11 protein-coding genes, 1 pseudogene and 1 riboswitch are annotated in these 14,506 nt (G+C 74.0%); of the genes and pseudogenes, 9 read left to right on the top strand and 3 right to left on the bottom strand.

All coding sequences use genetic code 11. The features are described 5' to 3' along the window. The first annotated feature begins 70 nt into the window (after positions 1 to 70). The 3 genes and pseudogenes from ACFVWY_RS09160 to ACFVWY_RS09150 form a co-directional block, all read left to right on the top strand. Positions 71 to 1,693 carry an alpha/beta fold hydrolase gene (locus ACFVWY_RS09160; protein ID WP_389868878.1) on the top strand — a complete coding sequence of 541 codons (1,623 nt, stop codon included), beginning with the start codon at positions 71 to 73 and terminating at the stop codon, positions 1,691 to 1,693. A gap of 403 nt (positions 1,694 to 2,096) precedes the next feature. Beyond that, positions 2,097 to 3,566, top strand: a complete 1,470-nt coding sequence (locus ACFVWY_RS09155; protein WP_389868876.1) for an FG-GAP repeat domain-containing protein — start codon at positions 2,097 to 2,099, stop codon at positions 3,564 to 3,566. Positions 3,567 to 3,671: 105 nt separating this feature from the next. After that, a pseudogene (locus ACFVWY_RS09150) lies at positions 3,672 to 4,346 on the top strand (formylglycine-generating enzyme family protein); the annotation flags it as partial. Between the two features lie 446 nt (positions 4,347 to 4,792). On the opposite strand, the gene ACFVWY_RS09145 reads toward ACFVWY_RS09150, so the two are convergent. Together ACFVWY_RS09145 and ACFVWY_RS09140 are read right to left on the bottom strand one after the other, a co-directional pair. Then, entirely contained in the window at positions 4,793 to 5,026 is a 234-nt protein-coding gene (locus ACFVWY_RS09145) for a ferredoxin (protein ID WP_389868873.1), read from the bottom strand. Continuing rightward, positions 5,026 to 6,486 (bottom strand): aldehyde dehydrogenase, encoded by a 1,461-nt coding sequence (locus ACFVWY_RS09140; protein ID WP_389868870.1) that lies wholly within the window; start codon positions 6,484 to 6,486, stop codon positions 5,026 to 5,028. Before ACFVWY_RS09140 ends, ACFVWY_RS09145 begins: the two co-directional genes overlap by 1 nt. A 258-nt stretch (positions 6,487 to 6,744) precedes the next feature. On the opposite strand from ACFVWY_RS09140, the gene ACFVWY_RS09135 reads away from it, so the two are divergent. Then, positions 6,745 to 7,785 carry an MBL fold metallo-hydrolase gene (locus tag ACFVWY_RS09135; RefSeq protein ID WP_389868869.1) on the top strand — a complete coding sequence of 347 codons (1,041 nt, stop codon included), beginning with the start codon at positions 6,745 to 6,747 and terminating at the stop codon, positions 7,783 to 7,785. 31 nt (positions 7,786 to 7,816) lie between these two features. Here the strand turns inward: ACFVWY_RS09135 and ACFVWY_RS09130 are convergent, their stop codons facing one another. After that, positions 7,817 to 8,386, bottom strand: a complete 570-nt coding sequence (locus ACFVWY_RS09130; protein ID WP_389869028.1) for a DUF664 domain-containing protein — start codon at positions 8,384 to 8,386, stop codon at positions 7,817 to 7,819. Positions 8,387 to 8,486: 100 nt separating this feature from the next. Then, positions 8,487 to 8,563, top strand: a riboswitch (cobalamin riboswitch). 129 nt (positions 8,564 to 8,692) lie between these two features. On the opposite strand from ACFVWY_RS09130, the gene ACFVWY_RS09125 reads away from it, so the two are divergent. From ACFVWY_RS09125 to ACFVWY_RS09105, 5 genes are read left to right on the top strand one after another with little or no spacing between them, the layout of a single operon-like run. Next, positions 8,693 to 9,970: a prenyltransferase/squalene oxidase repeat-containing protein gene (locus tag ACFVWY_RS09125; RefSeq protein ID WP_389868867.1), complete on the top strand. Its 1,278-nt coding sequence runs from the start codon at positions 8,693 to 8,695 to the stop codon at positions 9,968 to 9,970. After that, positions 9,967 to 10,653 (top strand): SCO2322 family protein, encoded by a 687-nt coding sequence (locus tag ACFVWY_RS09120; RefSeq protein WP_389868864.1) that lies wholly within the window; start codon positions 9,967 to 9,969, stop codon positions 10,651 to 10,653. Before ACFVWY_RS09125 ends, ACFVWY_RS09120 begins: the two co-directional genes overlap by 4 nt. Continuing rightward, entirely contained in the window at positions 10,650 to 11,810 is a 1,161-nt protein-coding gene (locus tag ACFVWY_RS09115) for an energy-coupling factor transporter transmembrane protein EcfT (protein WP_389868861.1), read from the top strand. The genes ACFVWY_RS09120 and ACFVWY_RS09115 overlap by 4 nt, the downstream gene beginning before the upstream one ends. Continuing rightward, positions 11,807 to 13,519: an ABC transporter ATP-binding protein gene (locus tag ACFVWY_RS09110; protein WP_389868858.1), complete on the top strand. Its 1,713-nt coding sequence runs from the start codon at positions 11,807 to 11,809 to the stop codon at positions 13,517 to 13,519. Before ACFVWY_RS09115 ends, ACFVWY_RS09110 begins: the two co-directional genes overlap by 4 nt. Beyond that, a complete protein-coding gene (locus ACFVWY_RS09105) occupies positions 13,516 to 14,355 on the top strand; it encodes an ECF transporter S component (RefSeq protein WP_389868856.1) in 840 nt (279 codons plus the stop codon). The genes ACFVWY_RS09110 and ACFVWY_RS09105 overlap by 4 nt, the downstream gene beginning before the upstream one ends. The last annotated feature ends 151 nt before the right edge of the window (positions 14,356 to 14,506 follow it).

Genomic DNA, 14,506 nt, shown 5'->3' with positions numbered 1-14,506 from the left:
CCCACGGGAGCCGGGCGCACTCCCCGCCTCCCCCGCGGGGACGGCGGCCGTTCGTGAGTGAATGAACGGCATGCTCTCCGACTTCACGCACGACCACGACGGCGAACGGCTCAGCGGGGTGTACGGCGGTGAACCGTCCGGGGTCACCGCCGTCCTGCTGCACGGCGCGGGCACCGGCAGCAAGGAGCGACTGCTGCCGCTGGTAAGGGAGTTCGCGTCCCACGGCTGCCGCGCGGTCGCCTTCGACTTCTCCGGACACGGCGAAAGCACGGGGAAGCCCGGCGAGCTGAGTCTGCGTCGGCGGTTCGCGCAGGCGGTGGCGGTGACCGAGGCGTACGCGGGGCCGGACGGGCCGCTGGTCCTGGTGGGATTCAGCATGAGCGGGCAGACGGTGGCGGATCTCGCCCTGCACTACGGGGACCGTGTGGTGGCGCTGGGGCTGTGCGCGCCCGCCGTGTACGCCGACGAGGCGTGGGACGTGCCCTTCGGGGACGGGAACGGCCGCTTCAGCGGGATCATCCGGCGCCCGGACAGCTGGCGGGAGGCGCCCGCGCTCGACGCGCTGCGGGCGTACGGGGGCCGGGCCGTGCTCGCTGTGCCGGGCACGGACGCGGTGATCCCGCCAGCGGTGACCGAGGCCGTCCAGGAGGCGCTGACCGCGCGCTCCCAGTACACCCGGCTCGACCTGCCGGACGCGCCGCACCAGCTGGGCCTGTGGCTCCGCGACCACGGCGACGACCGGCGGGCGTTCGTGTCGGCCGTGCTGGCCGGCCTCGGCGACCGGGGCTGGACGGCGACGCGCCGGTGGGTGGCCAAGCGGCTCGCCCCCGGCCGCGCGGTCACCGGCTCCCGTCTCCTGTCCGGCGGCTGGAGCTCCCAGATGCGCCGCCTCACCCTCGACGACGGCACGGACCTGGTGCAGCGCACCTTCGTGAAGCCCTTCTTCCGCCGTCACGGGCCGGGACTGCTGTCCCGTGAGGCGTCCGTCCTGTCACTGCTCGCCGGACAGGACGGCGTCCCCGCGCCCGGCCTCGTCGCCGTGGACGCCACCGCCGAGCACTGCGACCACCCCACCCTGTTGATGTCCGCGCTGCCGGGCCGCGTCCGCGTCGACGCGGACGGCCTCGACCGGCGCATGGACCTGCTGGCGTCCCAGCTCGTCCGCGTCCACGGCGTCGTACCGCCCGAACGGCCGCGCACCTACCAGGCGTGGACCTCCCCGGAGCGCGTCCGCACCCCGGACGGGCCCCTGTGGGAGCGGGCCGTGGACGTGATCCGCCGCGACCCGCCGCCGTACGAGGGCCGCTTCCTGCACCGCGACTTCCACCCCGGCAACGTGCTCTTCTCCGGCTCCGGGCCCGAGCTGCGGATCACCGGCGTCGTCGACTGGGTCGAGACCTCGTGGGGCCCCGCCGACCTGGACGTGGCGCACTGCTCGACCGCCCTCGCCCTGCTGCACGGACCGGCGTACGGCCTGGACTTCCGCGACCGCTACGAGGCCCTGGGCGGCCACGGCCTCGCCGACGGCCCCGACCACCTGTACTGGCGCCTGCTCGACGCCCTGCACTACTGCCCCGACGCCGCGAAACTGGCCGGCCCCTGGCGCGAGCTGGGCCGGACCGATCTGACGCCCGCGGTACTGACGGCACGGCTGGAGGCGTACGTGGACGGCCTGCTGCGCCGCTACGCCTGACCCGGCCCCGCCTTTCCCCGCCCGGACGACCGCCCCCGCGCACGGCCTCAACCGGCTTCTCTCACCCCCTGGTTGACCGCCATGGGCCCGGGGGGCAGAGCCAGCGCCTCCGCACGAGGGGGCCTTCACATTATCGACATCTCGAAGTGGCGCGTTATCTCTACTTATGCGCCAGCTTTAGGGAGAAAATCGAACACTCTTGTCCCATTTTTGCGGCAGATAGCGCGCCCCTGGTGGCCCATTTCAAGCCATCCAAAGCTAACCCGAATGACCACCAACGGAACCATGTATCCACATTCCTCACACTTTCTACACGATCTAGGGTGCATATCGACCAGCCAGGAGAGGGTTTCACTTCATGCGATTTTCCAGAGGGAAAACTAGACAGACGAACATAAAGAACGTGACTGCTTCGCTTGCCTGCGTGCTGGCACTTGCGCTTGCGCTTCCGCAACACGCGGAGGCGTCCGACAGCGCGCCGGGCGGGGTAGCGCCCGGGAGCAGCCAGTCTCCCGAGCCCCGTTCTCCAGAGCCCCGCGATCCGCGGGCAGCGGCGCCCGCCGAGGCGGCCCGCCACGGCGAACCCGCGGAGGCCCGCTCGCGGCGGGCGGTACCTTCCGCCGCGCGCCACACCGCGCCCGACCGCCCGAGCGCACCACCGACCGTCGCGTCGGCCGACTTCCCCGACGGTGCGGACGGCTGGCCGCAGCAGACGGGAGAGGCCCGCAAGCCCGGCACGTTCGTCCTCGGCGACGGCGGCGTCGACGACATCGCCTCGTACGAGTACTGGACCGAGTGGGCCCCCTCCGTCCGCTCCGTCGTGCCCACCGCCGACCTCGACGGTGACGGGAGGAAGGACGGCGAGATCACACTCGTTCCGCCGTCGGCCGGTCCGCACACGCTGAACGTCCGCAGCCTCGACGCCGCCGGGAACCCGTCGGACCTCACCCACTACCTCTTCTACGCCAACGGCCCCGCCGCCCCGGACGGCCCCGGGGACCTCAACGGCGACGGGATCGCCGACCTCTACGGCGTACGCGCCAACGGCGAGCTGGTGTTCTACCCCGGTGAGGGAGACGGCCGCGTCGGAGCTGGCGTCGGAGCCGGGAGCACCGACTTCGACGGTGCCACCCTCACCCGTCGCGGTGACTGGACCGGGGACGGCTATGAGGACCTGATCGCCGCGCTCCCCGGCGACGGCGCGAAGTCGCTGTACCTGTTCCCCAACAACGGAGCGGGCTTCGCCTGCACGAGCCCCGGCGAACGGGCCGACGAGCAGTCGCCGTCCTGCACCGATGGCGCGCAGCAGCTCCAGGTGTTCGACGAGGGGAACAACCACTGGGCGGCGGCCGACCAGATCCTCGCGGTCGGCGACGTCGACGGACCGCCGGACACCGACGGCGACGGCACGGCGGATGCTCCGGGATTCCCCGACCTCCTGGTCAAGGAGGGCAACAGGCTCTGGCTGTACTTCGGTTCCCCGTCCTCCTACCTCGACATGGAGCGCGACCCGGTCCTGCTCGGTGAGGGCCCCTGGGCCGACTACGACCTCATCGCGCCGGGAGACCGCACCGGGAACGGACACGTGGACCTCATCGCCCGCGACAGGACCACCGGTCAGCTGCGCCTCTTCGAAGGCACGGGGTACTCCGGCGAGGGGCTCGGTTCCGAGACGGCCTCCGTCCTCCTCGGCACCGGCTGGACCCCCGCCGACCGGCCGCTGCTCATGGCCGCCCCGGGGGCGGACGGAGGCGCCGGGGCCGGACTCTGGGCGACCGGGAGCGATGACCGGCTGCGCTTCTACCCGAACATCTCGGGCGGCGGGGTCACCGTGGGCCCCGCGGGCTGGCTGGGTTTCCAGGCGCTGAGCTGATCCGGGCAGCGCGGAACCGGGGAGCCGGCCCGTACCGGAGGCGTTCCGGTACGGGCCGGGCTCGCGCGGCCGGCCTGGGTTCGGACACCCCTTAAGGTCCTGGTCATGGACGTGCATACGGCTACGGGAACCGAGCTGGCCGACATCCCGCCGGGGACGGTGACCCTGACGGACCGCCGGACGCGGCGCAGTTGGGCGGTCGGGCTGGCCCCGTACCGGCTCGCGGCCGTGCCCGTCACCCAGGCCCTGTACGCGGACGTCACCGGCGACCGCCCGAGCGCCGCGCACGGGGACCGGCTGCCCGTCGAGTCCGTGTCCTGGCGGGACGCGGTGCGGTTCTGCAACGCGCTGTCCCTGCGCGAGGGACTGGCCCCCGCCTACCGTCTCCCGGCGGGCGCCGGTGAGGGGCCCGTCGAGTGGGACGAGAGCGCCGGGGGGTACCGGCTGCCCACCGAGGCCGAGTGGGAGCACGCCTGCCGCGCCGGCACGACCGGTCCGCGCCACGGCGAGCTCGACGAGATCGCCTGGTACCGCGACAACGCGCGCGAGCGCATCCACGAGGTGGGCGGCAAGCAGCCCAACGCGTGGGGCCTGCACGACATGCTGGGCAACGTCTGGGACTGGTGCTGGGACGTCTACGACGCCGAGGTGTACGGCGCCTACCGGGTGCTGCGGGGCGGCGGCTGGTTCGACGAGCACTGGAGCTGCCGCGCCTCCGCCCGCCGCCGCAGCCATCCGGCCTTCCGCGTCGACGACGTGGGCTTCCGCCTCGCCCGCTCAGGCGGAGCGTGCCGCCCGGAAGGCGCGGGTGGACGTGACGAGCGCCTTCACCAGGAGCACGTTCAGCACTCCTCCGACCACCGCGTAGCCGAGATCGGAGACGACCTGCCCCACGGCCGGAGGAATCCCGGCGAAAGCCAGCACGGGAGCCACCACGAAAGCGAGAAGCGGTGACGTGAGAACGGAACACGGAAGGGACACCGCGAGGCAGACGAGGAACGTCACGTCCTTGTCGAACATCCCGCTGGCGTGCACCAGTCCGACGGCAGCAACCGCCGCCAGGTAGACCCTGACCATGGTGGTCCTCATGTTCTGCGGATGCCCTCTTCCAGAACGCGGCCGGAGCATGGAGTCCAGAGTACGGGGCACGGAGCAGCGGCCCGCACCGGGTTCGCTCCGGTACGGGCCGCCGCGCGGGCTCCGGTCACGTCCGCCGGGCCGCCCGCCTACTCCTCCGGCGGGAACACCACCTCGTCCGAACCGGTCAGGGTGATCGTGATCGCCTCGACCGGGCAGCCCTCGGCGGCCGTGAGGACCTTCTCGTCGGCGTCGGTCTCCGCGTCCACCGGGCGGGACTGGCGGGCGGTGTCCAGCGCGAAGCGGCCCGGAGCGTGGCTGAGGCACATGCCGGAGCCGATGCAGACGCCCCGGTCGACCTCCACGGACCAGCGGTCCCCCATCACGCCTCCCCGTATCCGGCCGGCAGGTGGATCATCTTGTGCTCGAAGTACTCGCCGTAGCCCTCGGGGCCGAACTCCCGCCCCAGTCCTGAGTTCTTGTACCCGCCGAACGGGCCGAGCATGTCGAGGCTGAAGGTGTTCACGCTGTACGTGCCGGTCCTGACCCGGCGGGCGATGTCGATGCCGTGCTCGGTGTCGGCGGTCCAGACGCTGCCGCTCAGGCCGTACTCGGAGTCGTTGGCGATCCGGACCGCCTCGTCCTCGTCGCCGTACGGCAGCAGGCAGATGACCGGGCCGAAGATCTCCTCGCGGGCGATGCGCATGGAGTTGTCGACGTCCCCGAAGAGGGTCGGCTCGACGTACCAGCCGCGCTCCTGGGAGGCCGGGCGGCCGCCGCCGGTGAGGATCTTGGCCCCCTCGTCCTGCCCGGTCCGGATGTAGTCGAGGGAGCGCTGCTGCTGGCGCCGGGCGACCAGCGGGCCCAGTTCGGTGGCGGGGTCGAGCGGGTCGCCGACCTTCAGCGCGCCCGCCGCGGCGGCGAACGCCTCGGCCGTCTCGTCGTAGCGGGAACGCGGTACGAGGATGCGGGTCTGGGCCACGCACGCCTGGCCGTTGATCATCCAGGCGAAGGGGACGATGCCCGCGACGGCCGCGTCCAGGTCGGCGTCGGGGAGGATCACGGCGGCGGACTTGCCGCCCAGCTCCAGGGTGACCCGGGTGAGGTTGCGGGAGGCGACCTCCATCACCCGGCGCCCCGCGGCCACCGACCCGGTGAACGACACCTTGTCGACGTCCGGGTGCCCGACCAGGTACTCGCTGACCTCCCGGTCGGCGGGCAGGATCGACAGCACCCCTTCCGGCAGCCCGGCGTCCGCGGCGATCCCGGCCAGCAGGTAGGCGTCCAGCGGGGTCTCCGGCGAGACCTTGAGCACGGCGGTGCAGCCGGCCAGCAGGGCGGGCGCGAGCTTGGCGGCGGCGGTGAACTGCGGAACGTTCCACGGCACCACGGCCGCCACCACCCCGACCGGCTCCCGGCGCACCAGCAGCGGCCCGAGCGCCCCGGCCCGCCGCTCCTCGTACGGGAAGGCGCGGGCGACGGTGAGCGCCGAGTCCCACACCATCATCGCGGCGAGCGCCTGCACCATGACGCTCGACGTGTACGGGGTGCCGTTCTGCGCGCTGATGAGCCGGGCGATCTCCTCGTACCGCACGGCGAACGCGTCCTTGATCCGGGTCACCACCGCGATCCGCTCGTCCAGCGTCATCCGCGGCCACGGTCCCTCGTCGAACGCCCGCCGCGCGGCGGCGACGGCCCGGTCCACGTCCGCCTCGCTCGCGTGCGGCACCCGGCCGATGACCTGCTCGGTGTGGGGCGAGACGACCTCGATCACGTCCCGGCCCAGCGGATCGACCAACTCGCCGCCGATGAACAGCTTTCCGTGTTCGACTAGCTCGGTCATGGCCTGCCGCCTCCCGCGAACGGTGCGATAACTGATTACCCGTCAAAACTGATACCAGTTCCAGTTCCAGGAGTCCACGGGCGCGCGCACGGATCGGGGATCCGGAACGTATGCCCGCGAACGAGGCGCCTGGAACGGAAGAGGTCGGCCGACTGGGGCTACTACTGGAACAAGTTCTCGTTACAGTGGGCGGGTTGGACCCGGCAGGCGGTGGGGCAGGGCGGCTGCCGTGGCCCGCCCGGAGAGATGGGGGACCGCATGACGCAGGTGACCGACCACGGCGGGGGCGTGCACAGCATCAAGGTGCCGATCCCGGACAACCCTCTCGGCCATACGCTCGTGCACGTCCTGGAGACCGGCCGGGGGCCGGTGCTGATCGACACCGGCTGGGACGATCCGGAGGCGTGGGACACCCTCGGGGCCGGGCTGGAGGCGGTCGGCACGGGGGTGGCCGAGATCCATGGTGTGGTCATCACCCACCACCACCCCGACCATCACGGGCTCTCCGGCCGGGTGCGGGAGGCGTCCGGGGCATGGATCGCCATGCACGCGGCGGACACCGCGATCGTGCGCCGTACCCACGCGTCCCGGCCCGGCACCTGGATGACGTACCTCGTGGCCAAACTGACCGCGGTCGGGGCGCCCGAGGAGCACCTCGCGCCGTTGCGGGAGGCCGCGGCGCACGGCGGCCGGACGCGTACGCTGCCGGGGCTGCGGGCAGCCGTGCCGGACCGGGAGATCGTGCCGGGCGAACTGCTGGACCTGGCGGGGCGCGCGTTGCGCGCGGTCTGGACCCCGGGGCACACGCCGGGGCACGTCTGCCTGCACCTGGAGGAGGAGCACCCGGGGAACCTGCCGGGCCGGGGGCGGCTCTTCTCCGGCGATCACCTGCTGCCGGGAATCAGCCCGCACATCGGGCTGTACGAGGACCCGGACGACGCCACGGTCACCGACCCCCTCGGCGACTACCTCGACTCGCTGGAGCGCATCGGCAGGCTCGGGGCCGCCGAGGTGCTGCCCGCCCACCAGTACGCCTTCACCGACGCGGCGGGGCGGGTAGGGGAGTTGCTGGCCCATCACGAGGAGCGGCTGACCGGGCTGCTCGGGCTGCTGGCCGAGCCGCTGACGCCGTGGCAGCTGGCCGAGCGGATGGAGTGGAACCGGCCCTGGGAGCGGATTCCGCACGGTTCGCGGAACATCGCGGTCTCCGAGGCCGAGGCGCATCTGCGGCGGCTGGTGAAGCTGGGGCGCGCGGAGGCGGTGCCGGGGAGCGAGCCGGTGGCCTACCTCGCGGTCTGAGCCCCCGGCGCGCTCCCCGGCCGGCCGGGTCCTACTGGCCCACGCGGCCGTCGATGCACTCGCGCAGCAGGTCCGCCTGGCCGCAGTGGCGGGCGTACTCCTCGATGCGGTGCACCAGCAGCTCCCGGACCGAGATCCGGTCCTTGCCGAGCCGTTCACCGAGGTCCGGGTGGGCGGCCAGGGCGGCGTCGGTCGCGGCCTGCTCGCGCTCCAGATCGGCGTAGGCGGCGTCGATCACGGCCGGGTCGGCGACGGCCCCGTCGAAGTCCGCGTCGCGCTTCCCGTACAGCGGGGGCATCGGTTCGCCGTCGCTGATCCAGTTGCGCCAGTCCCGTTCGTCCTTGGCGAGGTGGCGCAGGAGACCGAGCAGCGACAGCGTCGAGGGCGGGACCGAGCGGCGGGCCAGCTGCTCCGCGTCCAGGCCCTCGCACTTCATCCGCAGTGTCAGCCGGTAGTCGTCCAGGTACTGCGCGAGCGTCGCGAGCTCGCCCTCCGGACTCGACCCCTCCTCACTGCGGGGGTCGTCGTCCGGGTCCACCCACATGTCGGGGTAGACGGTCGCCTGGGTCCAGCGTGCGGGTTGATCACTCATGCGCGCCATCGTCGTCCCCGAGGACGTGGGCATGCCAGTGGTTTACGGGACGGAAGGACCCGCTCCCGGGCCGCCCGGTAGAGTGTGCGGGTCGTCATCATGCCCGTTCAGGGGGAAGCCGGTGGAAATCCGGCACTGACCACGCAGCCGTGAGCCGTCCCTCGCCGACGGCGAGTCGGAATGCCCTGTTCCCGGTCGTGACCGGCTCGGACCACCGGACCCCCGGTGGTCGGCACCGTCGAGGTATACGGAGCCGGAGCCTGGTGCCTCAGCGTGCCTGTGCCCGGTCATCCCGCAGGAGAGGCACCGCCCGCCATGACCGTACGCCGCAGCGCAGCAACGCTCGCCGCATCCGCCGCCGTGCTCTGCGCGGCCGCCGCGCCGGCCGCGGTCGCGAAGCCGTCCCCGACGCCCTCGCCGTCCGCCGCCCTGCCCGCCGGGCTGTACGGCACCAAGGACCCCACGTACGACGGGGTGTGGCGGCAGTCACTGTCCTTCCTGGCCCAGAAGCTCGAAGGGGTCACCCCGGCCGCGAAGTCGGTGGAGTGGCTGACCGGCCAGCAGTGCGCCGACGGCTCGTACGCCGCCTACCGCCCCGACACCTCCGTGGCATGCGACGGCAAGACGGTGCGGGACACCAACGCCACCGCCGCCGCCACCCAGGCGCTGGTCGAGATCGGCGGCCACGTGGACGTCGTGAACAACGGGGTGCGCTGGCTGAAGTCGGTGCAGAACGAGGACGGCGGCTGGGGCTACACCGCGGGTGCGCCCAGCGACGCCAACTCCACCTCCCTGGTGATCGGCGCCCTCGCGCGGCAGGGACAGCGGCTCCCCGACATCACGACTCCAAACGGCAAGACCCCCTACGATCCGCTGCTCGCGCTGGCGCTCCCGTGTGACGGCGGCGAGGACGGCGGCGCCTTCGCGTACCAGCCGGACAAGAAGGGGAAGCTCGTCGCGAACGCGGACGCCACCGCGGCCGCCGTGCTCGGCACGATGGGCAAGGCCCTGGCGGTGGGGAACAACGCCGCGGGCAAGGCGCCCGTCTGCCGCCCCGGTGCCGTGCGCACCCCCGAGCAGGCCGCGCAGAACGGCGCCCACTACCTCGTCGGCGCCCTCGCGAAGACCGGCCACCTGGACCTTCCGCCGATGCCCGGCGCCGCCGACACCACCCCGCTGCCCGATGTCGGCAACACCGCGGACGCGGTCGTCGCCCTCTCCGCCTCCGGCCACCAGGACAAGACGGCCAAGCCGGTCGCCTGGCTGAAGAAGAACTCCGCGGACTGGGCCGCGCAGGGCGGCCCGGCCGCCTACGCCCAGCTGATCCTGGCCTCCCACGCGGTCGGCGAGAACGCCCGGGACTTCGGCGGCGTCGACCTGGTCGCCCGGCTGAACGCGGCCGGTCCCGCCCCCGCCTCCGTCGTCACCCCCGACCCGTCCGCCGACACCGGCTACGTCTCCACGGAGAAGGACCGGGTGCACAGCGGCGACGACGTGATCGGCGGCGTGTGGTGGTACATCGGCATCGGCCTGGTCGTCGCGGCGGGCGCGTTCTTCGTGATCAGCGGCCGTCGGAAGAACCAGCAGTCGTGAGGCGCGCGGGAAGCGCCGCCGCGCTGCTGGTCCTCGGCGCCCTGCTGGCCGTGTGCGGCGCGGCACCGGCCCAGGCGGCCGGATACCGCTACTGGTCGTTCTGGGAGGGCTCCGGCTCCGGCTGGGCGTACGCCACCCAGGGCCCGTCGCTGGCGCGGCCCGACGACGGCGAGGTGCAGGGCTTCCGGTTCGCCGTGAGCGAGGACTCCCAGAGCGCCGCGAAGCCGCGCCGCGCCCCCGTCTTCGCGGAGATCTGCGGGGACACCCCGGCCGCCTCCGGCACCAAGCGGATCGCGGTGGTCCTGGACCCGGGCACGGCCTCGGACGCCCCGGGCGGGACGGCCCCGCCCGCGCCGCGCGCCGCGTGCGCGCAGGTCGCCCCCGACGCCAGCGCCGCGGAGGCACTGGCCAAGGTCGCCGAGCCGCTGCGCTACGACAGCAACGGGATGCTCTGCGGCATCGCCGGCTACCCGGCCACGGGCTGCGGCGAGCAGGTCTCCGGCGACGGGAACCCCGCCCCGGCCGGCACGGCCTCCGCGGACCCGTCCGCGGCCCCCTCCTCCGCCGGGACAGCGGCGGGCGGCGGCTCCGGCGGTCCGTCCGCCGGGGTGTACGCCGGGGTCGGCGCCGTGCTCCTCCTCGGCGTCGCCGGGGTCGTCCAGGCCCGCCGCCGCCGCGGATGACCGCCGCCCCGGCCGGCGGCGCGCTGCTGGCGCGCCCCGGTCCGCTGCGTGCCCCCGAGGCGACCCGGAGCAACGCACTGCCCGCCGGGGCGTGGTGGCTGTGGGCGCTGGGCCTGGCCACCGCCGCGTCCCGGACCACCAATCCGCTGCTGCTCGGGCTGCTGGTGGGGGTGGCCGGGTATGTCGTGGCGGTGCGCCGTACGGACGCGCCGTGGGCCCGTTCGTACGGGACGTTCGTGCGGATCGGGCTGTTCGTCATCGGGGTGCGGCTGGTCTTCTCCGCCTTCCTCGGTTCGCCGGTCCCCGGTACGCATGTGCTGTTCACGCTTCCCGAGCTGCCGCTGCCCGGCTGGGCGCAGGGCATCAGGCTCGGCGGCCGGGTCAGTGTGGAGCAGCTGGTGTTCGCCCTGTACGACGGGGCGAAGCTGGCCGCGCTGCTGATCTGTGTCGGTGCGGCGAACTCACTGGCCAACCCGGCCCGGCTGCTGAAGTCCCTGCCGGGCGCGCTGTACGAGGCGGGTGTGGCGGTGGTCGTGGCGATGACGTTCGCGCCGAACATGGTCGCCGACGTACTGCGGCTGCGTACCGCCCGGCGGCTGCGGGGCCGTCCGACCGGGGGCGTCAAGGCGGTCCTCCAGATCGGGCTTCCGGTGCTGGAGGGCGCGCTGGAGCGGTCGGTGGCCCTGGCCGCGTCGATGGACGCGCGCGGGTACGGGCGCACGGCCCAGGTGCCGCCCGCCGTCCGGCACACCACCAGCGTCCTCACGCTCGGCGGGCTGCTGGGGGTGTGCGCCGGTACGTACGGGCTGCTGGCCGCGCAGGGCGCCGTGTACGGGCTGCCGCTGGTGATCGCCGGGCTGGTCGCGGCGATGGCCGGGCTGCGGCTCGGCGGGGCGCGTTCGGTCCGCACCCGCTACCGGCCTGACCGGTGGGGTGTGCGGGCCTGGCTGGTGGCGGGTTCGGGGGCCGTGGTGGCGGTGTCGATGATCTGGGCGGGCACCGTCGACGGGGAGGCGCTGCACCCGGGTGTGGTGCCGCTCGTCGCGCCGGTGCTGCCGTTGTGGCCCGCCGCGGCGGTGCTGATCGGGCTGCTGCCCGCGGTGGTGGCTCCGGTGCCGCCGGTGGTGGGCGGCCCGCGTTCCAAGGAGTTGCGGTGATCCGGTTCGAGCAGGTCTCGGTACGTTACGAAGGGGTGGAGCACCCCACCCTGTCGGGGGTCGATCTGACCGTCCCGGAGGGTGAACTGGTGCTGCTGGTCGGCCCGTCGGGGGTCGGCAAGTCGACACTGCTGGGCGCGGTCTCCGGTCTGGTGCCGCATTTCACCGGCGGCACACTGGGCGGCCGGGTCACGGTCGACGGGCGCGACACCCGGACCCACCGGCCGCGCGAACTCGCCGACCTGGTGGGCACGGTGGGCCAGGACCCGCTGTCCCATTTCGTCACCGACACGGTCGAGGACGAGCTCGCGTACGGCATGGAGTCGCTGGGGCTGGCCCCGGACGTGATGCGGCGCAGGGTCGAGGAGACCCTGGACCTGCTGGGTCTCGCCGAGCTGCGGGACCGGCCGATCTCCACGCTCTCCGGGGGCCAGCAGCAGCGCGTCGCGATCGGTTCGGTGCTCACCCCGCATCCCAGGGTCCTGGTCCTCGACGAGCCGACGTCCGCGCTGGACCCGGCGGCGGCCGAGGAGGTCCTGGCCGTGCTGCAGCGGCTGGTGCACGACCTGGGTACGACGGTCCTGATGGCGGAGCACCGGCTGGAGCGGGTGGTGCAGTACGCGGACCAGGTCGTGCTGCTGCCGTCGCGGGGCGCCGCCCCGGTGATGGGGGCGCCCGCGGACGTGATGGCCCTTTCCCCGGTGCATCCGCCGGTCGTGGCGCTGGGGCGGCTGGCGGGCTGGGAGCCGCTGCCGCTCTCGGTGCGCGACGCGCGGCGCCGGGCGTCGGGGCTGCGGGAGCGGCTCGCGACGGCGGAGCCGCCCCCCTCGGGGCCGGTGGCCGCCGCCGCGCCGTCGCCGCTCGCCGCCCCGCCGGTGCGCCGGGGTGCGCTGGCGCGGCTGCTGGGACGTGCGCGGGCCGGGACCGGGGCCGGTGAGCCGGTCGCGGACACCAGGGCGCGGGTGGACCGGCTCGGGGTGCGGCGCGGCCGGGTCGAGGCGCTGCGCCGGGTGACGCTGGCCGTGGCGCCGGGCGAGACCGTGGCGCTGATGGGCCGTAACGGGGCGGGGAAGTCCACCTTGCTCGCCGCGCTCGTCGGCATGGTCGAGCCCACCACGGGCACCGTCCTGGTCGGCGGCCGGACCCCGCACCGTACCGAGCCGCGCGAGATGGTGCGCCGGGTCGGGCTCGTCCCGCAGGAGCCGCGCGATCTGCTGTACGCGGACACCGTGGGCGCGGAGTGCGCCGCGGCGGACCGGGACGCGGGCGCAGCGGCGGGCAGCTGCCGGGCCCTGGTGTCCGAGCTGCTGCCGGGCGTGGCGGACGGCACCCATCCCCGTGACCTCTCCGAGGGTCAGCGGCTGGCGCTGGCCCTGGCGGTCGTGCTGACCGCGCGGCCCCCGTTGCTGCTGCTGGACGAGCCGACCCGTGGCCTGGACTACGCGGCGAAGGCCCGGCTGGTCGGGGTGCTGCGCGCGCTGGCGGCCGAGGGGCACGCGATCGTGCTGGCCACGCATGACGTGGAGCTGGCGGCGGAGCTGGCGCACCGGGTGGTGATCCTGGCCGACGGGGAGGTCGTCGCGGACGGGGAGACCCGGCAGGTGGTGGTCTCGTCCCCGTCGTTCGCCCCGCAGACCTCGAAGATCCTCGCTCCGCAGGAGTGGCTGACCGTGTCGCAGGTGCGCACCGCGCTGGGAGAACCGTCATGAACACCGCCATGGGCGGGGACCGGGTGCGGCAGGCGCGGCCGGTACGGCTGGGGCCGCGGGCGATCGCGGCGCTCGTCCTGATCAGCGCGATCGGGGTGGCCGCGTTCGGCTGGCCGCTGCTGGCCGGGCCCGGCGTCGGGCCCGCGCACGCGCAGGACGCGCCGTGGCTGTTCGCCGCGCTGCTGCCGCTGCTGATCGGCGTGGTGGTGGCGATGATCGCCGACTCGGGTCTGGACGCCAAGGCGGTGGCGATGCTGGGGGTGCTGGCCGCCGTCGGGGCGGCGCTGCGTCCGCTGGGGGCGGGCACGGCGGGGCTGGAGCCGATGTTCTTCCTGATGGTGCTGAGCGGACGGGTGCTCGGGCCGGGCTTCGGCTTCGTCCTGGGGTCGGTGACGATGTTCGCCTCGGCGCTGCTCACCGGCGGGGTGGGGCCGTGGATGCCGTTCCAGATGCTGTCGATGGGCTGGTTCTCGATGGGCGCGGGACTGCTGCCGGGCGCGGACCGGCTGCGCGGGCGGGCCGAGTCGCTGCTGCTGGCGGGGTACGGGTTCGTGGCGTCGTTCGCGTACGGCACGGTGATGAACCTGTTCGGCTGGGTGACGGTGCCTCCGGCCGGGTCGGGGGTCTCGTTCGTCGCGGGCGATCCGCTGGCGGAGAACCTGGTCCGCTTCCTGGCGTACTGCCTGGCGACCTCCCTCGGCTGGGACCTGGGCCGGGCGGTGCTGACGGCGGTGCTGACGCTGGCCGTCGGCCCGGCGCTGCTGAAGGCGCTGCGGCGGGCGACCCGGCGGGCGAACTTCGAGGCCCAGGTCACATTCGACGCCCCCGGCGCGTGAGGGCCCCCACAGGACCTTCGTCCTCCACGACCGGGGCTAGTAGCCGCCACCGGAGCGGTCGGCCCCGTCGCGTACCGGCCGTGACCTGCGACGAGTCCCCGGGGGCCGGGCGGGCGGGCACCGGGTCGTGCGGCCCCGGGTGCGAGGCGGG

Origin of the sequence: Streptomyces sp. NPDC058195 (assembly GCF_042883525.1) — a bacterium.
Taxonomy (GTDB): domain Bacteria; phylum Actinomycetota; class Actinomycetes; order Streptomycetales; family Streptomycetaceae; genus Streptomyces.
This window is presented reverse-complemented; position numbering and strand designations above follow the sequence as displayed.